General features: G+C 70.2%; 28 protein-coding genes and 1 tRNA gene. 17 read left to right on the plus strand and 12 right to left on the minus strand.

Going from position 1 to position 24,039, the window contains the following annotated elements; translation table 11 throughout:
- Positions 1 to 24 precede the first annotated feature (24 nt).
- From ACN9MP_RS15395 to ACN9MP_RS15425, 7 genes are all read left to right on the plus strand, one after another.
- A complete protein-coding gene (locus tag ACN9MP_RS15395; protein ID WP_426321582.1) occupies positions 25 to 648 on the plus strand; it encodes a biotin transporter BioY in 624 nt (207 codons plus the stop codon).
- Positions 645 to 1,745, plus strand: a complete 1,101-nt coding sequence (locus ACN9MP_RS15400; RefSeq protein ID WP_426321584.1) for a class I adenylate-forming enzyme family protein — start codon at positions 645 to 647, stop codon at positions 1,743 to 1,745. The genes ACN9MP_RS15395 and ACN9MP_RS15400 overlap by 4 nt, the downstream gene beginning before the upstream one ends.
- The gene (locus ACN9MP_RS15405) at positions 1,735 to 2,853 is read left to right on the plus strand and encodes a thiolase family protein (RefSeq protein ID WP_426321585.1); all 1,119 of its coding nucleotides are present in this window, start codon (positions 1,735 to 1,737) and stop codon (positions 2,851 to 2,853) included. Before ACN9MP_RS15400 ends, ACN9MP_RS15405 begins: the two co-directional genes overlap by 11 nt.
- Complete coding sequence (locus ACN9MP_RS15410) at positions 2,850 to 3,533, plus strand: energy-coupling factor ABC transporter ATP-binding protein (protein ID WP_426321587.1); 684 nt, start codon at positions 2,850 to 2,852, stop codon at positions 3,531 to 3,533. The genes ACN9MP_RS15405 and ACN9MP_RS15410 overlap by 4 nt, the downstream gene beginning before the upstream one ends.
- Positions 3,527 to 4,138 (plus strand): CbiQ family ECF transporter T component, encoded by a 612-nt coding sequence (locus tag ACN9MP_RS15415; RefSeq protein WP_426321589.1) that lies wholly within the window; start codon positions 3,527 to 3,529, stop codon positions 4,136 to 4,138. The genes ACN9MP_RS15410 and ACN9MP_RS15415 overlap by 7 nt, the downstream gene beginning before the upstream one ends.
- On the plus strand, positions 4,135 to 4,476 hold the full coding sequence (locus ACN9MP_RS15420; protein ID WP_426321591.1) for a CHY zinc finger protein: 342 nt from the start codon (positions 4,135 to 4,137) through the stop codon (positions 4,474 to 4,476). The genes ACN9MP_RS15415 and ACN9MP_RS15420 overlap by 4 nt, the downstream gene beginning before the upstream one ends.
- An 85-nt stretch (positions 4,477 to 4,561) precedes the next feature.
- Positions 4,562 to 7,204, plus strand: a complete 2,643-nt coding sequence (locus tag ACN9MP_RS15425) for a PEP/pyruvate-binding domain-containing protein (RefSeq protein WP_426321592.1) — start codon at positions 4,562 to 4,564, stop codon at positions 7,202 to 7,204.
- On the opposite strand, the gene ACN9MP_RS15430 is transcribed toward ACN9MP_RS15425, so the two are convergent.
- Entirely contained in the window at positions 7,185 to 7,421 is a 237-nt protein-coding gene (locus ACN9MP_RS15430; RefSeq protein WP_426321593.1) for a YkvA family protein, read from the minus strand. The genes ACN9MP_RS15425 and ACN9MP_RS15430 overlap by 20 nt on opposite strands.
- A gap of 140 nt (positions 7,422 to 7,561) precedes the next feature.
- Here ACN9MP_RS15430 and ACN9MP_RS15435 point away from each other — a divergent pair, with 140 nt between their 5' ends.
- Positions 7,562 to 8,035, plus strand: a complete 474-nt coding sequence (locus tag ACN9MP_RS15435) for an acyl-CoA thioesterase (RefSeq protein WP_426321595.1) — start codon at positions 7,562 to 7,564, stop codon at positions 8,033 to 8,035.
- On the opposite strand, the gene ACN9MP_RS15440 is transcribed toward ACN9MP_RS15435, so the two are convergent.
- Positions 8,016 to 8,390: a hypothetical protein gene (locus ACN9MP_RS15440; RefSeq protein WP_426321596.1), complete on the minus strand. Its 375-nt coding sequence runs from the start codon at positions 8,388 to 8,390 to the stop codon at positions 8,016 to 8,018. The two genes, ACN9MP_RS15435 and ACN9MP_RS15440, sit on opposite strands and share 20 nt — an antisense overlap.
- A gap of 127 nt (positions 8,391 to 8,517) precedes the next feature.
- Here ACN9MP_RS15440 and ACN9MP_RS15445 point away from each other — a divergent pair, with 127 nt between their 5' ends.
- The 3 genes from ACN9MP_RS15445 (at position 8,518) to ACN9MP_RS15455 (ending at position 10,538) form a co-directional block, all read left to right on the plus strand.
- Positions 8,518 to 9,009 carry a hypothetical protein gene (locus ACN9MP_RS15445; protein ID WP_426321598.1) on the plus strand — a complete coding sequence of 164 codons (492 nt, stop codon included), beginning with the start codon at positions 8,518 to 8,520 and terminating at the stop codon, positions 9,007 to 9,009.
- A gap of 78 nt (positions 9,010 to 9,087) precedes the next feature.
- Positions 9,088 to 9,732, plus strand: coding sequence for an LON peptidase substrate-binding domain-containing protein (locus tag ACN9MP_RS15450; protein WP_426321600.1), 645 nt, complete (start codon positions 9,088 to 9,090; stop codon positions 9,730 to 9,732).
- Positions 9,733 to 9,776: 44 nt separating this feature from the next.
- A complete protein-coding gene (locus ACN9MP_RS15455) occupies positions 9,777 to 10,538 on the plus strand; it encodes a phosphatase PAP2 family protein (RefSeq protein ID WP_426321602.1) in 762 nt (253 codons plus the stop codon).
- Positions 10,539 to 10,793: 255 nt separating this feature from the next.
- Here the strand turns inward: ACN9MP_RS15455 and ACN9MP_RS15460 are convergent, their stop codons facing one another.
- Entirely contained in the window at positions 10,794 to 11,099 is a 306-nt protein-coding gene (locus ACN9MP_RS15460) for an NIPSNAP family protein (RefSeq protein WP_426321604.1), read from the minus strand.
- A gap of 74 nt (positions 11,100 to 11,173) precedes the next feature.
- Between ACN9MP_RS15460 and ACN9MP_RS15465 the strand changes: the two genes are divergently transcribed.
- Both ACN9MP_RS15465 and ACN9MP_RS15470 read left to right on the plus strand, forming a co-directional pair.
- Positions 11,174 to 11,758: a nitroreductase family deazaflavin-dependent oxidoreductase gene (locus tag ACN9MP_RS15465; RefSeq protein WP_426321606.1), complete on the plus strand. Its 585-nt coding sequence runs from the start codon at positions 11,174 to 11,176 to the stop codon at positions 11,756 to 11,758.
- A 135-nt stretch (positions 11,759 to 11,893) separates the two neighbouring features.
- Complete coding sequence (locus ACN9MP_RS15470; protein ID WP_426321608.1) at positions 11,894 to 12,121, plus strand: hypothetical protein; 228 nt, start codon at positions 11,894 to 11,896, stop codon at positions 12,119 to 12,121.
- 34 nt (positions 12,122 to 12,155) lie between these two features.
- On the opposite strand, the gene ACN9MP_RS15475 is transcribed toward ACN9MP_RS15470, so the two are convergent.
- Positions 12,156 to 12,752 carry a DUF2510 domain-containing protein gene (locus ACN9MP_RS15475; RefSeq protein ID WP_426321610.1) on the minus strand — a complete coding sequence of 199 codons (597 nt, stop codon included), beginning with the start codon at positions 12,750 to 12,752 and terminating at the stop codon, positions 12,156 to 12,158.
- A gap of 261 nt (positions 12,753 to 13,013) precedes the next feature.
- Between ACN9MP_RS15475 and ACN9MP_RS15480 the strand changes: the two genes are divergently transcribed.
- Entirely contained in the window at positions 13,014 to 13,436 is a 423-nt protein-coding gene (locus tag ACN9MP_RS15480) for a hypothetical protein (protein WP_426321612.1), read from the plus strand.
- A gap of 153 nt (positions 13,437 to 13,589) precedes the next feature.
- On the opposite strand, the gene ACN9MP_RS15485 is transcribed toward ACN9MP_RS15480, so the two are convergent.
- Positions 13,590 to 14,021, minus strand: a complete 432-nt coding sequence (locus ACN9MP_RS15485; protein WP_426321614.1) for a hypothetical protein — start codon at positions 14,019 to 14,021, stop codon at positions 13,590 to 13,592.
- Positions 14,022 to 14,241: 220 nt separating this feature from the next.
- Between ACN9MP_RS15485 and ACN9MP_RS15490 the strand changes: the two genes are divergently transcribed.
- Entirely contained in the window at positions 14,242 to 14,811 is a 570-nt protein-coding gene (locus ACN9MP_RS15490) for a DUF4190 domain-containing protein (RefSeq protein WP_426321616.1), read from the plus strand.
- Between the two features lie 393 nt (positions 14,812 to 15,204).
- Here the strand turns inward: ACN9MP_RS15490 and ACN9MP_RS15495 are convergent.
- Positions 15,205 to 15,277, minus strand: a tRNA-Arg gene (locus ACN9MP_RS15495).
- Between the two features lie 108 nt (positions 15,278 to 15,385).
- Entirely contained in the window at positions 15,386 to 16,015 is a 630-nt protein-coding gene (locus tag ACN9MP_RS15500) for an asparagine synthase (RefSeq protein ID WP_426321617.1), read from the minus strand.
- Positions 16,016 to 16,137: 122 nt separating this feature from the next.
- On the opposite strand from ACN9MP_RS15500, the gene ACN9MP_RS15505 reads away from it, so the two are divergent.
- Positions 16,138 to 16,335 (plus strand): hypothetical protein, encoded by a 198-nt coding sequence (locus tag ACN9MP_RS15505; RefSeq protein ID WP_426321619.1) that lies wholly within the window; start codon positions 16,138 to 16,140, stop codon positions 16,333 to 16,335.
- Positions 16,336 to 16,410: 75 nt separating this feature from the next.
- Here the strand turns inward: ACN9MP_RS15505 and ACN9MP_RS15510 are convergent, their stop codons facing one another.
- From ACN9MP_RS15510 to ACN9MP_RS15530, 5 genes are all read right to left on the minus strand, one after another.
- Complete coding sequence (locus ACN9MP_RS15510; RefSeq protein ID WP_426321620.1) at positions 16,411 to 17,355, minus strand: aldose 1-epimerase family protein; 945 nt, start codon at positions 17,353 to 17,355, stop codon at positions 16,411 to 16,413.
- Between the two features lie 82 nt (positions 17,356 to 17,437).
- Positions 17,438 to 18,949, minus strand: a complete 1,512-nt coding sequence (araA, locus tag ACN9MP_RS15515; RefSeq protein ID WP_426321622.1) for an L-arabinose isomerase — start codon at positions 18,947 to 18,949, stop codon at positions 17,438 to 17,440.
- Between the two features lie 17 nt (positions 18,950 to 18,966).
- Positions 18,967 to 20,709, minus strand: coding sequence for a xylulokinase (locus ACN9MP_RS15520; protein ID WP_426321623.1), 1,743 nt, complete (start codon positions 20,707 to 20,709; stop codon positions 18,967 to 18,969).
- Positions 20,706 to 21,458 carry an L-ribulose-5-phosphate 4-epimerase gene (locus ACN9MP_RS15525; RefSeq protein WP_426321624.1) on the minus strand — a complete coding sequence of 251 codons (753 nt, stop codon included), beginning with the start codon at positions 21,456 to 21,458 and terminating at the stop codon, positions 20,706 to 20,708. Before ACN9MP_RS15525 ends, ACN9MP_RS15520 begins: the two co-directional genes overlap by 4 nt.
- Before the next feature lie 273 nt (positions 21,459 to 21,731).
- On the minus strand, positions 21,732 to 22,727 hold the full coding sequence (locus tag ACN9MP_RS15530) for a LacI family DNA-binding transcriptional regulator (RefSeq protein WP_426321626.1): 996 nt from the start codon (positions 22,725 to 22,727) through the stop codon (positions 21,732 to 21,734).
- Positions 22,728 to 22,997: 270 nt separating this feature from the next.
- Between ACN9MP_RS15530 and ACN9MP_RS15535 the strand changes: the two genes are divergently transcribed.
- Positions 22,998 to 23,996 (plus strand): ABC transporter substrate-binding protein, encoded by a 999-nt coding sequence (locus ACN9MP_RS15535; protein ID WP_426321628.1) that lies wholly within the window; start codon positions 22,998 to 23,000, stop codon positions 23,994 to 23,996.
- Positions 23,997 to 24,039 lie beyond the last annotated feature (43 nt).

The following is a 24,039-nucleotide window of genomic DNA, read 5'->3' on the forward strand; positions in this document are numbered from 1 at the left end:
CCCGCCGCCCCTCGAGGAGACGACATGACCCATCCGCTTCGCACGCGCGGGATCGACGCGACCGACATCGCCCGCGTGGCCGTCTTCGCCGCCGTGACCGCCGTTCTCGGCCTCCCGGGCGGCTTCACGGTCTTCGGAGTCGTGCCCATCACGGCGCAGACGCTCGGCGTCATGCTGGCGGGGGCGATCCTCGGAGCAGGTCTCGGCGCGCTGTCGATGACCCTGCTGCTGGCGCTCGTCGCCGTCGGCCTGCCGCTGCTGGCCGGCGGTCGCGGCGGCATCGGCGTCTTCTTCGGCCCTTCTGCCGGATACCTCCTGGGCTGGATCGCCGGCGCGTTCGTCATCGGCCTCATCGTGCACGCCGGCCGCCGCAAGCCGGTGGCATGGCGCACCTTCGCGGGCGTGGTGACCGGAGGAATCGTGGTCGTCTACGCCGTGGGCATTCCGGTGCAGAGCGCCGTGACCCGCCTGCCCCTCGCGGAGACCGCGCTGACGAGCCTCGTCTTCCTGCCCGGCGACCTGGTGAAGGCGGTGATCGCAACCGCCGTGGTGACCACGCTCGTGCGCGCCTATCCCCGGGCGTTCCGCCGGACGTGGGCGACGGAGGATGCCGCCACATCGGGTGCCGAACCGGCCCGCGTGCCGTGATCGTTCCGGTCGGCGGCACGACCGCGGGGCTGCTCGATCGGCTCAGAGCCCTGCGAGCGGGAGGGAATGTCCCCCTGGTCACCGACGATCGCTGGTCGCCGGAGCACCGTGACGCCGTCATCGAAGCCGCGGCCGGTGTCCCCACTCCCCCGGACGCCGCCTGGGCGACCCTGACCTCGGGAAGCAGCGGGTCTCCGCGCATCGTCCTGCGCTCGGCCGAGTCGTGGCGGGCCTCGTTCGCTCCCGTCGCCCGCCTGCTCGACGCGGGCTCCGACGACGTCGTGCTGCTGCCCGCGCCTCCCTCCTCCTCGTTGACGCTGTTCTCGCTGGCGCACGCACTCGAGGGCGGCCCGCAGCCGCTCCTGGCCGGTGCGGCCTCGGGCGCCGGCGCCGCTGCCACGTGTCTGCACGGCACCCCGCAGGGTCTGCGGGCGGCGCTCGACGCCGGTGCTCCGCCGCGACTGCGCACCGCCCTCATCGGCGGTTCCCACCTCGACGCCGCGCTGCGCGCGCGAGCCGAGGCCGCGGGCATCCGCGTCACCGCATACTACGGAGCCGCGGAGCTGTCGTTCGTCGCGGTCGACACCGGCGACGGCCTCCGCGCCTTTCCGGGGGTGGAGCTGCGCATCCGCGACGGCGAGCTCTGGGTGCGGTCGCCGTTCGTCGCGCGGGGGTACGCCGACGGCGGTGGTCCGCTCCGCCGGGAGGGCGACTGGGCGACGGTCGGCGACCGCGCGGAGTTGAACGACGGGCGGCTTCGTCTTCTCGGAAGGGCGGATGACGCGATCCTGAGCGCTTCCGCCACGATCGTTCCGGAGGAGGTCGAAGCCGTGCTGCGCTCGGTTCGCGGCATCCGTGACGCCGTGGTCTTCGGAGTTCCGCGAGAGCCCGTCGGGGCCTTGGTCGCGGCATTCGTCGAGCTGGACGGCGCGACCGCCGCCGATCTCCACGCCGCGAGCGCGACGCACCTCGCCCCGGCACACCGGCCCCGGCAGTGGTTCGCGGGCGAGCTGCCGCGCACCGCCAGCGGGAAGCCCGCCCGGGCGGAGGCGGTGCGGCGTGCCCTCGCCGGGGAGGTGGCGCGACTTGCCGTCTGATCCGGTGATCATCGCGGCGCGCCGCACCCCGATCGGCACCCGCGGCCGGGCACTCGCACGCCTGCGGGTCGAGCAGCTCGCGGCCCCCGTCATCAGCGCGACGCTGGACGACGCCCGGGTCGCGTCAGGCGCCGCCGTGAGCGTGGCCGACGTGGTGCTGGGCAACTGCATGGGCCCCGGCGGCAACCCGGGCCGGGTCTCCGCCCTGGCCGCGGGCCTGGGTCCCGAGGTTCCGGGCGGCACGGTCGACCGCCAGTGCGGCAGCGGCCTGGCCGCCATCATCGACGCGGCGACCGCCATCCGGGCCGGCGACGAGCGCATGCGAGTCGCGGGCGGAGTCGAGAGCGCGTCGACCGCTCCGATGCGCTCCGTCGACGGCATCCCTTACGACCGCGCGCCGTTCGCACCGGCGGGCTTCCCCGACCCCGACATGACGCGCGCGGCCGAGACTCTGGCGCGTCACGACGGCCTCTCCCGCACCAGGCTCGATTCCCACGCGGCCCGCAGTCACGCCCGCGCCCGGGCGGCGCTGCGAGCAGGGCGCTTCGAGCGTGAGCTCGTGCCGCTCGCCGGGCTCGACCACGACGACGCGATCGGCGGCGCGGAGCGGCTGCTCCCCCGGCTGCCGGCGCTCTTCCCCGACGGCGTGCTGACGGCGGGAACGTCGACGCGCATCGGCGACGGCGCGGCCACCGTGCTCGTGGCACCCGCGGGCGCCGCCCCCGGACTCGTCGTCCGCGCGTGGGCGGTCGCAGGCTGCGATCCCGCGCTGCCCGGAATCGGCGCGGCACCCGCCGTGCAGGCCGTGCTCGGCTCGGCCGGTGCGACCGCCGCGGACATCGCCGCGTTCGAGATCGTCGAGGCGTTCGCCTCGCAGAGCCTCGCGGTGCTCGGCCGGCTCGGAATCGAAGACGACGACCCCCGCGTCTGCGCCGACGGCGGCGCGCTCGCGCTGGGGCATCCGTGGGGTGCGAGCGGCGCCGTCGCGGTCGTGCGCCTGTTCAGCCGCCTCGTGCGAGGCACCACCTCGGAGGGCACGCTGGGTGTGGCCGCGGCATCCGTCGGCGGAGGGCTGGGAGTCGCCATGCTGCTGGAGGTCGCGCGATGACCATCCACCTCGACGGCGTCGCGGTGCGCCTCGGCGATGTCGACGTGCTGCGCGACGTCTCACTCGACGTCGACGCGCGCACCGTCGCCGTGATCGGTGAGAACGGGTCGGGCAAGTCGACCTTCGCACGGATGCTGGGCGGCCTGGTTCCCCGCAGCTCCGGTGCGCTGCGCATCCTCGGCCTCGACCCGGCGACCCACGCCGACGAGCTGCGACGACGGACCGCGCTGGTGTTCAGCAACCCCGACGCGCAGATCCTCATGCCCACCGTCGCGGAAGACGTCGCCTTCTCGCTGCGTCGGGAGCGTCTGCCGGCGGCGCAGGCGCGAGACCTCGTCTCCGTCGCACTCGAGCGGTTCGGCCTCGCCGACCTCGCCGAGTGCGCCTCGCACGACCTGTCGGGTGGTCAGAAGCAGCTGCTCGCGCTCTGCGGCGCGTTCGTGCGGCGACCCGATCTGGTCGTGGCCGACGAGCCGACCGCGTACCTCGACGCCCGGAACGCCCGGCGCGTGGCCGATCACCTCTTCGCGGAGGGATCGCACCGCCTCGTGCTGGTGACGCACGACCTGGCCCTCGCCCAGCGGTGCGACACGGCCGTGCTGTTCGCGGGCGGCCGCCTGGTCGCAGCCGGCGATTCGGGTGCCATCGTCTCCGAGTATGAGGCGATTCTGCGATGCTGAGCGTCTACCGGCCGGGACAGGGGCGCCTGCACCGCATGCCCGCGGGTCGCAAGGTGCTGCTCGTGCTCGCGGTCGTGCTCGGCGTCTCGCTGCTGCCGTCGACATGGTGGGGCGCCGCCGCGGCGACCGGAGTCACCGTGGCGGCGTTCGCCCTCGCCGAGCTCGGCGACCGGCTGCTCGGACTGCGCGAGCTGGGTCGGCAGATGCTCGCGCTCCGCTGGGTGCTCGCGGTGACACTCGTGAGCCAGCTGATCTTCCTGGGACCCGAGCCGGCGGTCGCGAACACGGTGCGCGTGGCGGCGGCGATCGCCATTGCCGGGCTGCTGATGCTGACCACCCGGGTGACCGCGCTGCTGGAAGCCGTCGAGCGCGCCTTGGAACCCATGCGACGGATCGGGCTCGACCCGCAGCGGGCCGCTCTCATGCTCACCGTGACGCTGACGACGGTACCGGTGCTCGCGCGGCTGGCGAGGGACGTCCGCGATGCCCAGCGGGCTCGCGGCGCGCGCGGCAGCGTCCGGGGCTTCGCCGTGCCGTTCCTGGTGCTCGCCTCGAAGCACGCGTTCGAGCTCGGCGACGCCCTGAGCGCGCGAGGCGTGCGATGAGCGCGGTGCGCCCCACCGTGCGAGGTCTCGTCGTCGACGACGAGACCCGGTGCGTGCACTACCGCACCGCGCTCGACATCGTGGCGATCCGGTTCGCCTGCTGCCGCGAGTACTATCCGTGCCACCTCTGCCACGCCGAGACGGCCGACCATCCCGCCGCACGGTGGCCGGTGGCCCAGCGCGACGAGCGCGCCGTGCTGTGCGGTGCGTGCGGCCACGAGCTCGCGATCACCGACTATCTCGAATCCGACGTCTGCCCGATGTGCAGGTCCCCGTTCAACCCGGGATGCCGCCTGCACACGCACCTCTACTTCGAGGTCGACGCGAGCGCCCCGTAGGCCAGCAGCCGAGGGCCTTGCCGCGGCGTCGGCGGAGTGCGATTCTTCGGGTAATTCATCAAGCCCCCAATCGCGGAGACGGCCGATGACAGCATCCTCGCGGGCATCCTCGCCCGACGCCGCCGGTCTCGTCGTCGATCTCACCGACGTGTCGGCCGCCGACCTCCCGGCGGTCGGCGGCAAGGCCGCGAATCTCGGCGAGCTGATTCGCGGCGGCTTCGACGTGCCGCCCGGCTTCTGCCTCACCACGGCGGCGTACCGCCTGGCGGTCGCGGGAACGCCCGTCGCGGCGGGCACCCTCACGGATGCGGCGGCGGCGCGATCCGCCGTTCTCGACGCGCCGCTCCCCGCGCCGGTGGCCGACGCGGTCCGGGACGCGTACTCACGGCTCGAGCCCGACGGCGGCCCCGTCGCCGTGCGGTCGTCGGCCACCGCGGAGGACCTCCCGGGCGCGAGCTTCGCCGGCCAGCAGGACACGTACCTCGACGTGACCGGCATCGACGACCTGCTCGATGCCGTGCACCGCTGCTGGGCGTCGCTGTGGACCGATCGGGCCGTTGCCTATCGCGCCGCGCAGGGCATCGACGGTTCCGCAGTCGCCCTTGCGGTCGTCGTGCAGCGGATGGTGGATGCTGCCTCCGCCGGCGTGCTCTTCACAGCCGATCCCGTCACCGGCAGGCGGCGGCAGGCCGTTGTCGACGCCGCGCGCGGCTTGGGAGACGCGGTCGTGTCGGGCACCGTCGATCCCGACCACTTCGTCGTCGACACCACCACCAGGCGCATCCTGGACCGCCGGCGAGGAGGTCCCGGCGACGAGCGGGACCCGAGCCTGACCGACGACGAGGTGCGAGCGCTCGCGGCTCTCGGCGACCGTGTCGAGAAGGCCTTCGGCAGCCCGCAAGACATCGAGTGGGCACTGGATGCCACCCGCCACGTGTGGCTGACGCAGTCACGTCCGATCACCACGCTGTATCCGGTGCCCGTCCGCGACGTCGCCGTCGACCCGGGCGAGACGCGTGTCTTCTTCTGCGTCAGCCTCGCCCAGGGACTGCACCGGCCCATCACGCCGATGGGCATCGCCGCGTTCCGGGTCGTCGGCGCCGGATTCCTCGACCTGATCGGCCGGCGGCCGGACCGGATCGCCGACGGACCGGGTGCCTTCGCCATCGGAGGCGACCGCATCTTCCTCGACGCCACCCCGGTCGTGCGCTCGTCGGTGGGACGCGAGATCTTCCCGAGAGCGCTCGACGTGATGGAGGCGCGGTCGGCGGTCGTGCTGCGGAGGCTGTTCGACGACCCCCGGTTCTCGGTGCTGCCCAAGTCGCGTCGCCGGTTCGCTCGCGGCTTCCTCCACCTCGCCGCCCGCATCCGTCTGCCGCTGCTGGTGGTGCAGGCCCTCATCAGCCCCGATGCCGCCCAGCGCCGCGTCCGGCGCCTCACGCGCGGGGCCCGCGCTCTGCCGATCCCGTCCGGCGGCAGCATCCCCTCCCGCGTCGACGGCGTCGTCGATCTGCTGTTCCGCGCCATGCCTCTCGCCCCGCGCAGCCTGCCCGGCGCAGTCGTCGGGTTCGCCATGCTCGGCCTTGCGGGACGGCTGCTGCGCGGGCTCACCCGGCCAGGTGATCTGCAGGCCGTGCTGCGCAGCGTGCCCGACAACGTGACCACCGAGATGGACCTCGAACTCTGGGACGTCGCCGCACGAGCGAGCGACGACCCCGCGTCCGCCGAGGCGTTGCGCACGCGGACGGCACGGGATCTCGCCGATCTCTACCTCGCGGGAACCCTGCCGGCGGCGCTGCAGCGGGGCATGAGGGCGTTCCTGAACCGATACGGGCACCGAGCCGTCGCCGAGATCGATCTCGGGATGCCGCGCTGGGCGGACGACCCGTCCCACCTGTTCGGCGTGCTCTCGGGCTACCTCCGCCTGGAGGCGGATGCGACGACGCCCGCACGCCGCTTCGCCGACGGAGCCCGGGATGCCGAAGCCATGGTCGCCTCGCTGATCGGCCGCGCCCGCCGGCGCAGCCGGCTTCGGGGAGCCGTCGTGAGGTTCTGCCTGCGACGTGCCCGGGCGCTGGCCGGCATGCGCGAGATGCCGAAGAACCTCGTGATCATCGGAATGAGCCGTGCGCGAGCGGCGATGGCGGAGGTCGGACGGGAGCTCGCCGCGACCGCCAGGATCGCCGAGGCCGATGACGTGTTCTTCCTCGACTTCGACGAGACGAAGCGGGCAGCCGCCGGCCTGGATCTCCGCGCTGAGGTCGCCGCACGCCGCGCCCGCTACGAGCTGGAGCTCGCGCGGCGACACGTGCCGCGGATGCTGTTGTCGGATGGGACGGAACTCGAGGCCCTCGCCTCCGACGCGACACCTGCCGCGGACGGCGCGCTGCGCGGGACGCCGGCCTCCGCCGGAACGGTCACCGCGACGGCCCGGGTGATCCTCGACCCGGCGGGGGCGCAGCTGGAGCCGGGCGAGATCCTCGTCGCCCCGTCCACCGACCCCGGCTGGACCCCGCTCTTCCTGACGGCCGGCGGACTCGTCATGGAGATGGGCGGTGCGAACAGCCATGGCGCCGTGGTCGCACGGGAGTACGGCATCCCGGCCGTGGTGGGCGTGCCCGGCGCCACCGAGGCCATCATCACCGGTGCCGAGGTGACGGTCGACGGCGCCAGCGGTGTGGTGACGGTGTCAGCGGCCGCCGACGCCGCTACGCCCGGCGCGCCGTGAGGCTTGCCTGCCAGCGCCGCTGCTCGCGGACGAGGAGCACCGCGAAGATGCCCCAGACGCTGATGTCGTCGCCGAACCCCAGCGGGCCGAGAACGAGCTCGGGGATCAGATCGAGCGGCGCGAACGTGTAGACCACCGCGGCGAGCGCTGCCACCCATGTCGTCGGTGCGACACGGTGCTCACGCCCTTTGACTGCCTTGAGGAATCTCCACCACATGCGTCAAGTGTGCGTCACCCCGAAGGTGGCGGGGTCGTCGGTATCAAGTCGTGATCTTCGCGGCCCTGGCGGCGCCAGTCGATCGCCGGGGTCCGATCCGTTGCGGTCGCGGGGAACGGCGCCCGCGGTAGCGTGGGGCGATGACGCGCAAGGGCGACGCTTCCTGGTACTGGTCCGACGAGGGTGTGAACTTCCACACCCGCAAGTGGGTCCGGCCGGAGGACCTGAACGCGAACGGCACGCTCTTCGGCGGCAGTCTGCTGCGATGGATCGACGAGGAGGCCGCGATCTACGCCATCCTCCAGCTCGGCAACCACCGGGTCGTCACCAAGCTCATCTCGGAGATCAACTTCGAGGCCTCCGCTCTTCAGGGCGACCTGATCGAGATGGGCCTGACGGCGACGAAGTTCGGGAAGACCTCGTTGACGATGCGCGCCGTGGTCCGCAACATGATCACGCGCGCCCGCATCCTCACCATCGAGCGGATCGTGTTCGTCAGCCTCGACGAGGACGGCCGGCCCCAACCGCACGGCTTCACCGAGATCACCTACGACCGCGACCGGATGCCGCGGGACCACCCCGGCACGGGCACGATCAAGCTCCCCGCGCACTGAGGGAATGAGGGGTACGTCCGTCGACAGTCAACACGGTGACCCCCGATGAATCGGGAGGTGTCGACAGCGCAGTGGTGTGGTAACTCTCGAGAAGGGGGACGGCGATTCCCCACACGCTCCATTCCCGAATGTCGGCTGTCAGTTCTTCCCATGCGTTCCAGAGGTCGTCCCCGACCTCCGAAGGCACGGTCATCCGGATGCCGAACATGCCTGGGGCGAACGCATACGACTCGAACTCGATGAAGACCACGTCGCCGTCTTGCTCGACGCGCCGCAGCTGCAAGGACTCCCGTCCGAGGTAACCAGTCGGTTCGAACTGCTCCCGGACAGCCGTGGTGAAATCGATACCCGTCATGGCTCCTAGACTGCGACCTCACGAACCCACTGCGGCATACGGTTCGCCCCGCACATCACCCGCGCGATGTGCTCGACGGCAAGTAGCCGCGAGCGTACCCTGGGCGCTATCGAGGTCAGGAGGGGCCGTGAAGAAGCGGCGCGCTCAGCATGCTCTGACGCCGGATGAGCAGATCGCGCGGTACGCGCACGTCCTGGGAACCGTGCCGGCGAGCGTCGCCGACAAGGCGTATGCCGCCGCCTTCTCTGCGATACCTCCAGCGCAGCGCGAGGACATCCTGGGCCAGTTGAGGGCCGAGCTGCCGGACGCGTCCGTGCCGGCATCCGTCAGCCCTGACTCGTTCGCCATGCTGATGCGCGATCTGCTCGCGCGGAACACCCTGGTCCGCATTCCCGGCGGTGCGATGGTGGCCGCCGCGTTCGTCGCGAGCGCTCCGGTCGCCTCCTACTTCAGGTCGGGCGCGGGGTCTCTGACGATGGACCACCAGCCGCCGTGGGTCCACCAGCTCGCCGGACATGAGACGGCACCCGTTGACGGAGGGCGGACCCATCACCGCTACGGCATATCGGGTCTCGCGAGCCTCGACAACGAGAACACGGGCGACTCGCGCGACTGGTAGGTGCAACAGCGAGAACGCGCGGAACTCCCGAGTTCCGATCCCGCCCCGCAGGCGCGTCCGGCTGGTTGACTGGTGCCCATGGGCGCCGTGCCGATGTTCCCGCTGGGCAGCGTCCTGCTGCCGTACACCCCGCTGGTGCTGAGGGTGTTCGAGCCGCGCTACCTCACCATGCTGGGTCGCCTGCTCGACGTGGAGAATCCCGAGTTCGGCGTGGTCCTCATCGAGCGAGGGCTCGAGGCGGGCGGTGGCGATCAGCGCTCCTCCGTCGGCACGATGGCGCGGATCGTGCAGGTCGAGGCGGGCGCCGCGGACCTGTACGTGGTCGCCGTGGGAGGCGAGCGGATCACCGTCGACCGCTGGGGCGACGACGACCCGCACCCGGTGGCGGACGTGTCGAGGATGGCGCCGCTCGTGTGGGATGAGGCGCTCGCGCCGCTTCACCGCGAGGCCGAGCGGGTGGTGCGCCGCCTCGCGACCCTCGCGTCCGTCCTCGACGAGGCTCGATGGGATCCGGCGACGGACATATCGGATGACCCGGTGGAGTCGTCGTGGCAGCTCGCCGCGATCGCTCCGCTGGGCGAGTACGACCGGTTCCGTCTGCTCAACGCGACCAGCCTCGGAGGCCTGCTGCGCGACATCGTCGACCTCTGCCTCGAGGAGGAGCCGGTGCTCGTCGCGCGCGCCGCCGATGCGCGCGACGCAGATGGAGGCGATCGCCTCTGATGAGAACCGGCGCCCTCTGGCCGATGCCAACGTACTATCGGCTCATGGACGACGAGGTCTCGGAGCTGGTCCACGGTGCAGCTCCCGCGCCGGTGCGGATCGCTCGGTTGTGGTGGGTGGTTTCGGCGGCCGCCGCGCTGCTCCTGGTGGTGCTCCTGGGCGCAGTGATCTTCTACCGTCAGGCCGACAAGCCCTTCGGTTTCGAAGTCGAGTGGATGTCCGAGCTGGTCGAAGCACGCTCACCGATCTTGACGGGCGTCGCCCTCGTCTTCAACTGGATCGGCGGCGGCATCAGTGGAATCGTCATCGTTCCGCTCGTCATCGTCACCGGGCTGCTGATCTGGCGAAGGCCGTGGGCGGCCCTCTATTTCGTCTGCGCCACGATCGCGAGCGAGCTGATCGTTCTCGTCATGAAGAACGTCCTGGGCCGCCCGCGCCCGACCGACATCCTCGTCGTGTCGGACTTCGGCTCATTCCCGTCCGGCCACAGCGCCAATGCCGCAGTCATCGCGACGACACTGGGCATCATCTTCTGGCGCACCTGGGTGTGGATCGTCGGTGCCGCCTACACGCTGCTGATGATGCTCAGCCGCACGTACCTCGGCGCGCACTGGATATCAGACACCGTCGGCGGAATGCTCATCGGAGTTGGCGTCGCCGTCATCATCTGGGCGCCATTCGCCTACGTGCTCTACCGCGAACGTCGAACCCCGCATCCGCCCATCTGGATCAAGGTCACGCCGCCCGCTCCCACTGCCGCAGGCACCGGCGTGAGCGGCGGCGACGGCGAGACCCCCGACAGCTGATCACCCTCGATCCCACAGAAGAGACCGCCGGTTCTCCGGCGGCCTCTTCACCTGCGGCTCTGTCGCTCAGGCGCTCAGCAGTTCGTTCTGTTCATTGCCGAACCCGCAGGTCGTGTGTTCGCAAGACCGGCCGTCAGCGGGCATCTCGGCGGCCCGGTCATGCGAGCATCACCTCTCGCGTTGGCGGCCCCCACATCAAGCTGCACGAAGAGAGCGAGACTCACCAGGTCGGGAACCGATGCCCACCTCAGACCCTTACCCGAACACCGGCGAGAGGAACCGACGCTCGTAGCGGCGGATGCATCCGGTCCTTCGCGCGAGTTCGAATGCCGCCTGGCACTCCGGGTCCGTCTTCGAGGTGTTCCGGTAGACCTCGTACTCGGCCAGCGACGGGAATGTGAACAACGCGAACGCTTCGTCGCTGTCGCCCTCGCTGGGCATGAAATAGCCGTGGTGGGTCCCGCCGAGCTTATTGACAAGGCCGATCCACGCCCGGCCGTACTCGGTGAAGTCATCGAGCTTGTCAGCATCGATCTCATAGCGAAGATGAACAGTGATCATCGAGGGTCCTTAGTAATCGCGCGCTCACACGAGTCTTGCCGATCAGCAGGCTGCGCAACGACGCTCACGGGCCCGTGCGCGAAGAGTGGCAGAGAGAACAAGTGAAATTGGCAGAGCGGCGTGCGCTGAGCGACCCGCATACGCCCTGCGATCCAGCGCTCAACGACCCGCTGGCGACAGACTTGGCTTTGCTGCCGGGACGTTGGCGTCAGTGTTGCGCCCGGAGTGTCTCACCGATCGTGTGGAATGTGTGCAGCAGCGAGATTGCTTCAACAGGTGTGAACAACGACGTCGCCACGGCCCTGCACCGAAGTCAGCTCATCGACTTGACGACGACCGGTCGCCGTAGCGGTCTACCTCGCCGCATCGAGATCTTCCTGCACGATGAGGACGGCGTGCTGTTCATCACCGGGATGCCGCGTCGAGACCGCACAAGGGACTGGATACACAACATCACCGCGGACCCCCACGTCATCGTGCATCTGAAGAAGGGCATCCACGCCGACGTTCCTGCCACGGCACGGGTGATCACCGATCCGCTTGAAGCTCGGCCGCTCATCGAGGCCGCCGCACGCCGATGGCGCAGAGACGATGTCGACGAGATGATCGCGCACAGTCCGCTCATCGTGCTGACTCCGGCTACCGCGCCCGCCACCTGACCGCCTCCCGGGGCGTGGCCGCGGTCCCCGCCGCGAAGGTTCAAGACCCCGCCCACTGACGCCAGCCGAGGATCCACTCAGCGCACGGCCAGCGACCCCCTTTCGTCGGCGGTATCGGGATGAGACTCTACGTCGGTGGAGAGCATCGAATGGTGGCCGTCCTTGGACGCGGAGACGAAGGACTGGCTGATCGCGCACAACGGCGAGGCGTTGCCGGCAGAGGTGCTCGGCAAGGTTGCCGCGGCCGGGGGCATCGTCACGTCGAACGCTTGGTGGATCGGCGAAGACGGACCTGACGGCTTCTTCCTATCCGACGAGGCCGTGGACTGGATCGAAGCTGTGGGGAACGCCGAAGAGCCTTAGACGCGCGGCGAGGGACCGGCTATCGGGCGACGCGTCAGAGTCGGCGGATCGGCGGCAGCGGGTGCGTCGTCGAGGGTGTCATCGCGCGGGCGTTCGCGTTCCGCACAAGCGATGGCAAGAGGAAGAGATCCACGAACCACCAGATGCCCGCGGCGACCATCATGGGGATTCCGACTGCCAATCCCGCCAGAATCCAGCCTCCCCACCAGAGCACGTTGAAGAGGATCGCGGAGCCCGTAAGCCCAAGGTAGAACCGCTGCGCCGAGAAGCCGCCTAACAGGAACAGAAGGAGGTATGCGATGCCAACCTCCTTTACCGGCCGTGTCGTTGCGGCAGTCGGCGGTGCAAACGGCCCCCATTGCTGGCCATCCCACCACTGCAGTGCGCCGGTCGGCCCGGCATACCAGCCAGCGGGCTGAAATCGCGGCACGGCCGCCCAAGGCGGGGCTTGAGGCACCGGAATCACTTCCGGGCGCGGCGACGGAACGTAGGGGTCAAGCGCCGCGAACTCCGCCTTTGCGCTCGGCGCACTGATAAAGTCCGTGGTCCACTCGCGCCCGTTCCAGAAACGCTTCCCACCCGCGGGCACGTCGTACCAACCAGCAGCAGGCATAGGGGGAATGTCCGTCATCCTCGTCCTCGTCTCACGGAGCCGCCCCGACATCCGTGCGCTCAACATAGCGCGAGCGCACCGACATCCCGCCTACATGGCCTCGATCACGCAATAGGCCGCGGGCGCTCTTGTGCGGGAGAAAAGGAACGTGGTCTTTCCCAATATGCTCGCCTCATGAACCGGACGAGGCGCGGCGCACTGGCCGCAGTCGTTGTAGCTGGCGCGCTCATTGCGTCGGGCTGTTCCTCCAGCACTTTGGCACCACAATCGGCGCCCACGGTGACGGTGACCGTGACAGTTACAGCGACCCCCTCAGCTACACCTACACAGAAGCCCACTCCCACTCCTCCTGCAGATGCGGACGGCGACGGTGTGCCGGACGCCCGGGACGCGTTCCCGAACGACGCCTCTCGATCCAAGCAGCTTTACTACAAGTCCGGTGACCCGGTGCTGCCTGGCTACCCGCTCGTCGTCGATACGGCACAGATCGACTACCGCGTCGCGAACTCCATCAAGACTCCGCAAGCAGTCGCGCTCGCTCCCGGCGTCTACGTCGGGTACAACCCTGCCGTCACAGACCTAGCCGTATACCTCGAGAGCAACGTCGGGGATGGTGATTGCGCGGTCCGAGACCTGTATGAGTTCGGCGGCGGTTCCTGCTGGAACGGTGTGCTTGCGTCACCGGCGGAGCCTCCTCAATAGCTCAGCTTGGCGCTCCGCCTAGTCCGGAGAGCACTTATGGGCGTAACCCGAGGCCACTGAACAGAGTGCGTCGTTCCGCGCGTAGGTCGGGCCTTCTACCGTTCGCGGAGGCCGCGTGCGCAGATCGCTTCGCCGGCCGCGAGATCGGCACGCTCAGCGACCCTCCGTCGGGCGTTCGGGCTGGGTGGTTTCGAACACGCCCTCAGTGGGACGCCATACGTCGATGCGGTCGCCGACCTGCAGTAGGGCAACCTCGATCGCTTCGCCGAACCGCTCGTCGGCGTGCAAAGTCACGGAACCCTTCGTCATGACGAGCTGGATCCCCGCCTGGACAGAATCACCTGCTTCAACGACCTCCGAACCGATAAGCGAACGAAGTGCCGCGGCCCACCCAGCGGCGGTCGGTCGGTACGCGCGGCCCGAAATGACCACGTCGGGAAGGACGAAGAAGTCCAGATGCGGATCCTGGCCTTCCTCACCGGCATCGCTGTCGAAGTGCAGCTGAACATAATCCTCGACGAACGCAACTGAGAACAGTCGGCGCCCTGTGAGCGCTGGAAGGCCCGAGAGGGACAGTTCGTTCATGGACGAAGCCTATGGGCCGACGAACATGCGCCGACAGTGACCGGCATCCGCACGCGCTGCGACCCGTGCAGAACGGGCCTCAACCGGGCATCGCTCCCCAGCCGACCCTCAACGGACGCATGCCGGGGCGCGCTGGGTCGCGTCCACCGAGTTGGCTCGTCCGAGCTCCGCGGCTGTGGATTGTTGCGGGGGGCGATTGTCGGCCGTTTACGGTTGGTGAGTGTCACACACTGACCCGTCGACTGCGTCGAACCTCTCGCCCGCCGCCGCAACCCCACCTGTCGGACCGGAGGCGCCGCACGACCCGTTCCGCGTGTTCGGGATTCTCGGTTTCGTGCTGTCACTAATCGCGATAATGAACATCGCTGGACTGATCATCAGCATCATCGCTTTGGTCCGGTCCCGCGGGGCGGGTTTCAGGAACCGTTTCGCGCTGGCGGGGACGGTGATCGGCTCGATCGGCGTGCTGGTGACAGCATTGGCTGGCGGCGTTGCCTTCACAGCGCTTGTTGATGCTGCCCAGACCTGCGCGCGCCTCGGGACCGGGGTCCACGTCATGGGCTCCTCGACGTACACGTGCACCCCGACATCGTTCTACGTGTCCGTTGCAGCGCAGCCGCCTGCTTCGTCCAGCGGTGACGAGGAGTGGGCGAGCGCCAACGCGCTGTACTCCGAGGCGACATGTCCGACCAACGCCGCCCGCGAAGCCCTCTACGCCGCGATCAGCACCGAGGACATCGAGCAACTCTGCAAGACGCTCTCAGCAAGGCTGTGGCGGCTGCCCGGATAGTCGGCTCGCGCGCACTCATCGTCCATGCACTCAACGAGTCGGCGGCAAAGTTCTCCGAGAAGTACGGCTTAAGATGGTGCCGCACGGCGAGCGGGTCATGTACATGCTCATGGCGGACATCGAGAAGTCAATAGGGGAGCTGCCAGAGGAGGACGACCCCACGGATACGCTCGGGGGCGCCGCAAGCCACGGCTAGGTGTTCGAGTTCTGGCGCGTCGTTTCGGCTACCCGCTCTAGTGTTGTGCTCGAAACGGCCAGGAAGGCCAGGAGGACGGGTCCCGCTGATTCGCGGTCAGACGGAACGCCCGCGGAATCAGAAAGGATGCGACCCGCACCAGGAACACGAAAACCCGCGGAGATCCGCGGGTTTTCGATCACTGTCTCAACACAGTGCGCGCCCGGAGAGACTCGAACTCCCAACCTTCTGATCCGTAGTCAGATGCTCTATCCATTGAGCTACGGGCGCACGTTGCTCGCTCTCGCGCACAACGTCGTCAAGAATACCCGACGGATGCGCGCCGCGCGAATCGGCGGCGGGATGCCCGATTCCCGGGCGTGTTCGCGGGGCTGACGCCTACGAGTCCAGCTCGCTGACGTCGATCCCCGAGATGCGCGGCGCGTGGGTGACGGCCTGCGCGGCGGACCCGGCATCCGTCACCGCCTCATCGTGGTGTCGCTTGTGAGCGGCCAGGCGCGGCAGATCCACGAGACGGATCGACTGCATGCGGGCAGCGCGCATGCGGTCGTAGTCGGGGTCGAGGTCAGGCCGCATGCCCTCGACCCGCAGCCGTCGCTGCAGGTTGGCCTCGACATCGCCCCACGCGGCGTCGCGGGACTGCTCGATGAGGGTGCGCACCACGTGCGGGTCGTCGGCCATCCGGCGCAGCGCCTGGGCGACGCCGGAATACTGGCGGCCGCGCTTGCGCAGGTTGCGCATGTCGCGGTCGCGGTAGTCGTGCGTGCCGTCGGGGTCGGTGAACCGGCCCCAGGCCTTCTTGCGCTGGCGCTTCACGAGCGCCGCCGCCTGCTCCTGCTCTTCGGCGAGGGCAGTGAGGGTGTCGTGGGCGAACGGCGCGAACGCGACCACATCGAAGGGCTCGTCGTGCGCGATCGTCTCGACGAGAATGCGATTGCGGATCGCCAGACGCGCCGCGGCGGACGCGATGGACACGCCCTCGGCGATCGCCTCTGCGGTCTTGCCCATCGCACCTCCCCCACCAGGCTAGCGTTCGCCGGTCTAGCAAGCGTTCCGCGCCGGTGCAAGACCCTCCCGGCGTGAGGAGCCCCGGCGTAGCGTCGTGGCATCCCTCATGAGAGGAGAGATCGATGGGATTCATGGAAGACGCGAAGGAGACGGCCCGAGCCGTCGGCGAGAAGATCAAGGACGCCTGGGAGGACACCACCGATCGCGTGGACGACAAGGTCGACGAGATGAAGGCCGACGCCGAGGTCCGCAAGGCCGAGGCCGAGCGCGACTCCGTGCACACCCGTAACGAGATCAAAGAAGACCTGCGGGACAGCTGACCCGCAATCGATGAAGGCGGGGCCGCCCGGGGGGCCGGCACCGCCTTCGCCGTGTTCAGGACACGCGGCAGATGATCAGGCGATCGCGCCGATCCGCCAGGACGCGGTGACGGATGCCTCGGGCTCGATGACGATGAGCCCGGCGTCGTAGTCGTACGACCCGGCGTTGAAGGCGTCGGGTGCGCAGGTCATGGGCTCCACCGCGAGCCCCAGCCGGCTCTGCGCCGGATCCGGCTTGTCGGCCGTGTGCACCTGGACCCAGGGGCAGGCGGCATCCCACGACATCTCGACACCGGAGCCCGCGGCATCCGTCACCCGTACTCTCGCCACGCCGTCCTCGCCGCGCGTGAGGCCCGTGAACGCGTGGTCGATCTCAGCCCGGCCGATCTCGCGCGGCGAGCGGAAGTCGAAACGCTCGGGGTCTTCGGCGTCCACCGGCGTGAGCTCGGTGGGGATCAGACGGTCGGGCATCACGGCGAGCACCTGTGCCGCGGGGAGCTCGAGCGTCCAGCCGTCGACGCGCCCGTCACCCGCGACGAGGTAGGGGTGCGGGCCGGTGCCCCACGGCGCCGGCTCCGCCCCGTCGTTGAGCGCGGTCACCGTCTGGGTGAGTCCGTCGGGACCGAGCGAGAACCGCGTGGTGACGAGGATGCGCCACGGGTAGGCGGTCTGCGGCTGGATGAGGGCGGCCAGCGTCACGTGGTCGGGGCCCTTGTCGATCGCCTCGAAGTCGAGCCAGGTCGCCAGGCCGTGGAGGGCGTGCGAGCGCGCGACCTCGGTGAGGGGCAGCTGGAACTCGCGGCCCCCGAAGGAGTATCTGCCGTCGACGACGCGGTTCGGCCACGGGGCCAGGGTCGCACCGCGATGGGCCGGACGCACCTCGTCGGCCTCGAACGGCACGACGAGGTCGCGCCCCCGGTAGGTCAGCGAGCGAAGCGTCGCACCGACGCTCGCGACGACGGCCTCGTAGTCGCCGGCGCGGAGGGCGTGCTGGATTCCGGATGCGGGGGGACGTGCCATGTGGAGCTCCTTGCGGATGGGGGGGATGCCGCCACCAGAGTAGCGGCGAGGCTCGGTGCCTCGAACCGGGGTTGCGGACGATTCAGAGACCCTGCGCGAGGCGGTAGTAGGCCTGGTTCCAGCGCAGTTCGCGCTGGAACCCGCGCGCCGTGGTGTCGTCGTCGATGACGACGAGCTCGGTGGCGGCGATGTCGGCGAAATCGCGGAACACCTCGATGCCCACGGCGGTGGTCATCACCGTGTGGTGCGCGGCGCCGGCGGTGAGCCAGCACGCGGCGCTCGTCGCGAAGTCGGGAGCGGGCTTCCACACCGCGCGACCTACGGGGAGCTGCGGAAGGTCGGGAGCATCGACGTTCTCGACGACGTTCGCCACCAGGCGGAAGCGGTCGCGCATGTCGCTCATCGCGACCACGAGCGCCGGACCGGGGTCGGCCGTGAAGACGAGGCGCACCGGGTCGTCCTTGCCGCCGATGCCGAGCGGGTGCACCTCCAGGCGCGGCTTGGCCGTCGTGAGCGAGGGCGAGACCTCGAGCATGTGCGCGCCGAGGATCTTCTCGTCGCCGGCGACGAGGTCGTAGGTGTAGTCCTCCATGAGGCTGGCGCCACCCGGGAGGCCCGCGCCCATGACATTCGCCACGCGCACCAGGATGGCCGTCTTCCAGTCGCCCTCCGCGCCGAAGCCGTAGCCCTCGGCCATCAGCCGCTGCACGGCGAGGCCGGGCAGCTGCTTCAGCGCCCCGAGGTCCTCGAACGAGGTCGTGAAGGCGCCGAAGCCCCCCTCCTCGAGGAACGAGCGGAGCCCGAGCTCGATCGCCGCCCCATCGCGGAGCGACTGGTGGCGCTCGGCACCCGGCCGCAGCTCGGCGGCCACGTCGTAGGAGTCGAGGTACTCGGCGACCAGGGCGTCGATGTCGGCGTCGGTCGCGGCATCCACCGCCTCCACGAGCTCGTTCACGCCCCACGTGTTCACCTGCACGCCGAACCGCAGCTCGGCCTCGGTCTTGTCGCCCTCGGTCACGGCGACGTAGCGCATGTTGTCGCCGAAACGGGCGAGCTTGAGCGAACGGGATGCCGCCCACCCGGCGGCCGCGCGCTGCCAGTCCTCGACCTGCTGCCGCACGGCCGGGTTCGACACGTGGCCGACGACGGTCTTGCGCGCCACGCCCAGGCGCGTCTGGATGTACCCGAACTCGCGGTCGCCGTGGGCGGCCTGGTTGAGGTTCATGAAGTCGAAGTCGATGTCGGCCCACGGCAGCTCGACGTTCGCCTGCGTGTGCAGGTGCAGCAGCGGCTTCTGGAGCGCGTCGAGGCCGGCGATCCACATCTTGGCGGGGCTGAAGGTGTGCATCCACGCGACGACGCCGATCACTTCGTCGCGGGCGTTGACGTCGAGCGCGAGACGCCGGATCGAGTCCGAGTCCTTCAGGACCGGCTTCCAGACGACCTTGACGGGCAGTCCGGCGAGGCCCTCTGCGACGGCGCGCGACTGCTCGGCGACCTGCCGGAGCGTCTCTTCGCCGTACAGGGTCTGACTTCCGGTGACGAACCAGATCTCGTAGGCGTCGAGCGAGGTGGACAGCGGCGTGCGGGTCATGGTGGGTCCTTCGTGGTTCAGAGGGCGGTGACGGCGGCGGCTTCGACGGCGAGGCCGGCGCGATAGCGGTCGAGGTAGGCGGCGAAGCCCGCCACGTCTGCGGGATCGGGCTCGGCAGTCGCGATCGCCGCGTCGGCGAAGACGCGGTCGTCGAGGAAGGAGGCGAGGGAGATTCCGGCGGCCTCGGCCGAGGCCGCCGGATCGAGTGGGCGCTCTGCGCCCGTATCGAGATCATCCGTCCCGCTCACGGCCCGCGCGTACGCCGCGAGCACGGCGATGCCCCACGCGCCGCCCTCGGAGGCCGTGTCGCCGACCGACACCGGGGCGCCGAGAGCCCCGGCGAGGAAGCGCTGCGCGACGCCGGCGGTGCGGAACATGCCTCCGTGCGCGAACATGCGGTCGAGGCCGACGCCCTCCTCCGTGAGAACGCGCATGCCGAGCGCGAGCGTGCCGAACACGCCGTAGAGCTGCGCGCGCATCGCGTTGGCGAGCGTGAGGCGGCTGTCGGGCGTGCGCACGAAGAGCGGTCTGCCCTCGGTGAGCCCGGCGATCGGCTCGCCGGCGAGGTGGTTGTAGGCGAGCAGCCCGCCGGCGTCGGCCTCGCCCTCGAGGGCCTCGCGGAACAGCGTCTCGTATACGGCGTCGTCCCCGGTCGGGGTTCCCGACGCTGCGGCGAAGCGCGCGAACATGCCCGCCCACGCGGCGAGCTCGCTCGCGCCGTTGTTGCAGTGCACCATGGCCACGGCGTCGCCGGCGGGCGTCGTGACGAGGTCGAGCTCGTGATGCACTCGCTCGAGCGGACGCTCCAGCACGACCATCGCGAAGATGCTCGTTCCGGCACTGACGTTGCCGGTGCGGGGGGCGACGGCGTTGGTCGCCACCATCCCGGTGCCCGCGTCGCCCTCGGGGGCGCAGAACGGGATGCCGGGGCGCAGGGCACCGGACGGGTCGAGCAGTGCGGCACCCTCGGTCGTCAGCGCACCAGCCGGCGCACCGGCGACGCGCACCTCGGGAAGGAGGTCGGCCACGTGCGCGACCGGCAGGCGTCCGGCAGCGAGCGCGTCGTAGCGCGCGAGCAGCTCCGCGTCATAGCCGGCGGTGGCGGAGTGGATCGGGAACATGCCCGACGCGTCGCCCACTCCCAGCACCTTCTCGCCCGTGAGCCGCCAGTGGACGAAGCCTGCGAGCGTCGTGACGAACCGCACGCCCGGCAGGTGCTCCTCGCCGTCGAGCACCACCTGGTGAAGGTGGGCGATCGACCAGCGCAGCGGGATGTTCACGCCGAACGCGTCGGTGAGCTCCGCCGCGGCGGCACCCGTGCTGGTGTTGCGCCAGGTGCGGAACGGCGCCAGCAGCTCGCCCGCCTCGTCGAAGGCGAGGTACCCGTGCATCATCGCCGACACGCCGATCGCGCCGGCCGTCTCGAACGCGACGTCGTGCCGCCGCGCCACGTCGGAGGCGAGGTCGGCGTACGCGGCCTGCAGTCCCGACCACACGTCGTCGAGCGTGTAGGTCCAGACGCCGTCTTCGTAGCGGTTCTCCCACGCGCGCGAGCCGGCGGCGAGCACGTGCGCGGGATCGTCGGCGTCGACGAGGCACGCCTTGATGCGCGTCGAACCCAGCTCGATGCCGAGCGCCGTCCGGCCGTCGCGGATCGCCTGAGCCGCGGCCGCCGGATCGCCCTTCGATACGCGCGCAGAGCGCGCACTCAGGACCCGTGGGCGCTCTGCGCCCGTATCGAGATCATCCGTTCCGCTCATCGTCCGGCCTCCTCATCACGACGCTCGTCCGAGCTCTGGCCGTAGACGTTCTGGTACCGGTCGTAGAGCCGGTCGATGGCGTCCTGCGGGATCGGGATGAGCGGTCCCGCCTCCCGGGCGTAGTGCACCGTGCGGGCGACGTCCTCCACCATGACCGCGGCCTTGACCGCGTCCTTCGCCGAGACGCCGATCGTGAACGGGCCGTGGTTCTGCATGAGCACGGCGCGCGAGCGGTGGCCGGTGAGGGTGTCGACGATGCCGCGTCCGATCGAGTCGTCGCCGATGATCGCGAAGGGGCCGACCGGGATGGGTCCGCCGAACTCGTCGGCCATCGCGGTGATGACGCAAGGGATCTCCTCCCCGCGCGCAGCCCACGCCACCGCGAACGTCGAGTGCGTGTGCACCACTCCCCCGACCTCGGGCATGTGACGGTAGACGTACGCGTGCGCGGCGGTATCGCTCGAGGGGCTCCGCTCGCTGCCCGGAGTGCCGGGCACGACGTTGCCGTCGAGGTCGCACAGGATCATGTTGTCGGCCGTGAGGTCGTCGTAGCTCACGCCGCTCGGCTTGATCACGAAGAGATCGGCGCCGGGCACGCGGCCCGACACGTTGCCGCCGGTCCAGACGATCAGGTTGTAGCGCACGAGCTCGGCGTGCAGATCCGCCACGTCCGCGCGGACGGCGGCGATCGACGCCTCGACCTCGGGGCTGAACGGCGCAGCCGGCTGCGCCGGGTCAGGGCTGGTCACGGGGTCCTCCGTCGGGTCTCGTGTCGATGTGTCGGGCTCATCAGCGGCCGACTCGCTTATGTTACCGGTAACAATCCGGCGATCCAACCCCGCGTCCGACTCTCCGGGTTCACAATTCAGGAAGACTCGCACCGGCGGCGCGCATCGCCCGCGGAATCCTGGGGTGCCGGCATGGCGATCCGCACGACGAGCCTGAATTGTGAACCACGAGCGACCCGCATCGCCGCGACAGGATCAGGCCGGCTGCCGAGGCGCGCACCACGACGAAGCGGGTCAGCGCGGGGCGGCCGTCGATGCCCGGATGACCAGCCGCGGTTCGGCCGGTTCGGGTGCCGGGTCGCCGAGAACCTCCGCAACCGCACGGCGCGCCTCACCCGCGAGGTCCAGCCCCACGGTGGTGAGCGCCGGACGGTAGTAGGCGGCGTCCGGGTTGTCGTCGAAGCCGACGATGCTGATGTCGCCGGGCACGTCGAGTCCCGCTCCGCGGAGCCCCGCGATGAGACCGAGCGCCATCTGGTCGTTGGCGGCGGCGATCGCCGTCGGGCCCCCGGGTGCCGCCGCCGCAGCGGCGATCGGTGAGGCCAGGGCCGCTCCCGAGGCGGCGCTCCAGTCGCCGGTCCAGCACGGGGCCGCCTCGATGCCGGCGTCGGCGAGCGCACGCAGCATCCCGCGCTCGCGGGACTGCGCCTCGAGCCACTCCTCAGGACCGGCGACCCGGCCGATGCGACGGTGGCCGAGCCCGACGAGGTGCGCGACGGCGAGCGCGGCACCCGCTTCCTGGCGGTCCGCCCCCGGCCCGGTGTGCAGCGCGGTGATCACGATGCCCGGGTGCGCGCCGACGAGGGCCGGCAGGGTCGTCGCGTGCGGCGCGAGCACGACGAGCCCGTCGACGCCCTGACCCAGCAGCCTGTCGGCCGCGTCGCGGACGGATGCCTCGGCCGATCCATCCGCGTAGGCCGTGGCGATCCACCGGCCGGCGTCGCGCGCGGCCGCCTCGAGCGCCGCGATGCCGACGGCCGGCCCGTACAGCGTCGCATCGGAGGCGATGACGCCGAGCGTGCGTGTCGTGCGCGTGCCGAGGGTGCGCGCGGCGTTGTTGACGCGGTAGCCCAGGTCGGCGATCGCCCGCAGCACCCGGTCGCGCGTCTCGGGACGGATGTTCGGATGCTCGTTGATCACGCGCGACACGGTCTGCGTCGACACCCCCGCGGCGCGCGCGACGTCGCGCACCCCCACGCGGGACGCGACGCGGCCGTGCTGCTCGCTCATCGCGCTCACCTTATCCACCCCTCAGACCCCGCGTGCACGGCCCGCACCTGCGGTGGACGCCGAATGTGATCCCTCACTTTTGGACGCACCCGCTCTCAAGCGCGGCCCCCTCGAAGCGCGAACCTGCCCTCGTGTTATCGAACTGTTACCGCTAACATCTTGCCAGCACCTGGAATGTGAGGGCTAACATCTCATCCGTCGGAGTCGCGCACGGGCGGCCCCCACCATCAAGCCGGCAGTGATGCCGGACCAGAACGAGGAGGTTCTGAAATGACGAAGAAGACGCTTCTCGCCGGGTTCGCGCTGCTGGGGGCACTCGCCCTCGCCGCGACCGGCTGCGCGGGCGGCAGCGACGCCGGCGGTGACGCAGGCGACGGCGCCGACGGCGGCGACGGACCCATCACCGTCGGGTTCGCGCAGACGGGGTCGGAGTCGGGCTGGCGCTCGGCCAACACGGAGTCGATGAAGGAGGCGTTCTCGACCGACAACGGGTTCGAGCTCGTCTTCAACGCGGCCGACAACGACACGGCGGCTCAGATCGCGGCGGTGCGCGACTTCATCAACCAGGGGGTCGACGCCATCGTCATCGCGCCGATCGTCGAGGACGGCTGGGACGACGTGCTGCAGGAGGCGGCGGATGCCGACATCCCCGTGATCCTCGAGGACCGCACGGTGTCGGCATCCGACGACCTTTTCGCCAGCTGGGTCGGCCTCGACTTCAAGAAAGAGGGCGTGATGGCCGGGGAGTGGGCGGCCGAGACCTTCGGCGACACCCCGACGAAGATGGTGGTTCTCGAGGGCACGACCGGCTCCGCCCCGGCGAACGACCGCGCAGAGGGATTCGATGAGGCCGTCAAGGACACCGCGATCGAGAAGATCGACTCGCAGACGGGCGACTTCACCCGCGACGGGGGCAAGACGGTGATGGAGGGCTTCCTGCAGAAGTACGGCGTCGACGGCATCGACCTGGTCTACGCCCACAACGACGACATGGCGCTCGGCGCGATCGAGGCCATCGAGGCAGCGGGCGCAGAGCCTGGCGTCGACATCAAGATCGTGTCGATCGACGCCGTGAAGGATGGCATGCAGGCACTGGTCGACGGCAAGATCAACTACATCGTGGAGTGCAACCCGCTGCTCGGCGAACTGGCGGCGGGACTCGTGACGGACGTGCTCGCGGGCAACGAGGTCGAGAAGAAGGTGTACGTCGAGGACCAGACGTTCACCCAGGCGCAGGCCGCCGAGGTGATCGACAGCCGTCCGTACTGATCGCGACCTCGTCGATCCTGTATCAAGGTAGCCCGGAAGCACG

This window comes from Microbacterium sp. E-13 (assembly GCF_049912955.1).
GTDB lineage: Bacteria > Actinomycetota > Actinomycetes > Actinomycetales > Microbacteriaceae > Microbacterium.

Bases quoted from the DNA above. Each gene is read 5' to 3' on its own strand.
- ACN9MP_RS15485 (WP_426321614.1), bottom strand. From the start codon at position 14,021: ATGAACGAACTGTCCCTCTCGGGCCTTCCAGCGCTCACAGGGCGCCGA.
- ACN9MP_RS15505 (WP_426321619.1), top strand. From the start codon at position 16,138: ATGGGATTCATGGAAGACGCGAAGGAGACGGCCCGAGCCGTCGGCGAG.
- ACN9MP_RS15440 (WP_426321596.1), bottom strand. From the start codon at position 8,390: ATGACGGGTATCGATTTCACCACGGCTGTCCGGGAGCAGTTCGAACCG.
- ACN9MP_RS15415 (WP_426321589.1), top strand. From the start codon at position 3,527: ATGCTGAGCGTCTACCGGCCGGGACAGGGGCGCCTGCACCGCATGCCC.
- ACN9MP_RS15510 (WP_426321620.1), bottom strand. From the start codon at position 17,355: ATGGCACGTCCCCCCGCATCCGGAATCCAGCACGCCCTCCGCGCCGGC.
- ACN9MP_RS15425 (WP_426321592.1), top strand. From the start codon at position 4,562: ATGACAGCATCCTCGCGGGCATCCTCGCCCGACGCCGCCGGTCTCGTC.
- ACN9MP_RS15475 (WP_426321610.1), bottom strand. From the start codon at position 12,752: ATGACGGACATTCCCCCTATGCCTGCTGCTGGTTGGTACGACGTGCCC.
- ACN9MP_RS15460 (WP_426321604.1), bottom strand. From the start codon at position 11,099: ATGATCACTGTTCATCTTCGCTATGAGATCGATGCTGACAAGCTCGAT.
- ACN9MP_RS15500 (WP_426321617.1), bottom strand. From the start codon at position 16,015: ATGGGCAAGACCGCAGAGGCGATCGCCGAGGGCGTGTCCATCGCGTCC.
- ACN9MP_RS15410 (WP_426321587.1), top strand. From the start codon at position 2,850: ATGACCATCCACCTCGACGGCGTCGCGGTGCGCCTCGGCGATGTCGAC.
- ACN9MP_RS15450 (WP_426321600.1), top strand. From the start codon at position 9,088: ATGGGCGCCGTGCCGATGTTCCCGCTGGGCAGCGTCCTGCTGCCGTAC.
- ACN9MP_RS15530 (WP_426321626.1), bottom strand. From the start codon at position 22,727: ATGAGCGAGCAGCACGGCCGCGTCGCGTCCCGCGTGGGGGTGCGCGAC.
- araA (WP_426321622.1), bottom strand. From the start codon at position 18,949: ATGACCCGCACGCCGCTGTCCACCTCGCTCGACGCCTACGAGATCTGG.
- ACN9MP_RS15420 (WP_426321591.1), top strand. From the start codon at position 4,135: ATGAGCGCGGTGCGCCCCACCGTGCGAGGTCTCGTCGTCGACGACGAG.
- ACN9MP_RS15395 (WP_426321582.1), top strand. From the start codon at position 25: ATGACCCATCCGCTTCGCACGCGCGGGATCGACGCGACCGACATCGCC.
- ACN9MP_RS15455 (WP_426321602.1), top strand. From the start codon at position 9,777: ATGGACGACGAGGTCTCGGAGCTGGTCCACGGTGCAGCTCCCGCGCCG.
- ACN9MP_RS15535 (WP_426321628.1), top strand. From the start codon at position 22,998: ATGACGAAGAAGACGCTTCTCGCCGGGTTCGCGCTGCTGGGGGCACTC.
- ACN9MP_RS15520 (WP_426321623.1), bottom strand. From the start codon at position 20,709: ATGAGCGGAACGGATGATCTCGATACGGGCGCAGAGCGCCCACGGGTC.
- ACN9MP_RS15430 (WP_426321593.1), bottom strand. From the start codon at position 7,421: ATGTGGTGGAGATTCCTCAAGGCAGTCAAAGGGCGTGAGCACCGTGTC.
- ACN9MP_RS15435 (WP_426321595.1), top strand. From the start codon at position 7,562: ATGACGCGCAAGGGCGACGCTTCCTGGTACTGGTCCGACGAGGGTGTG.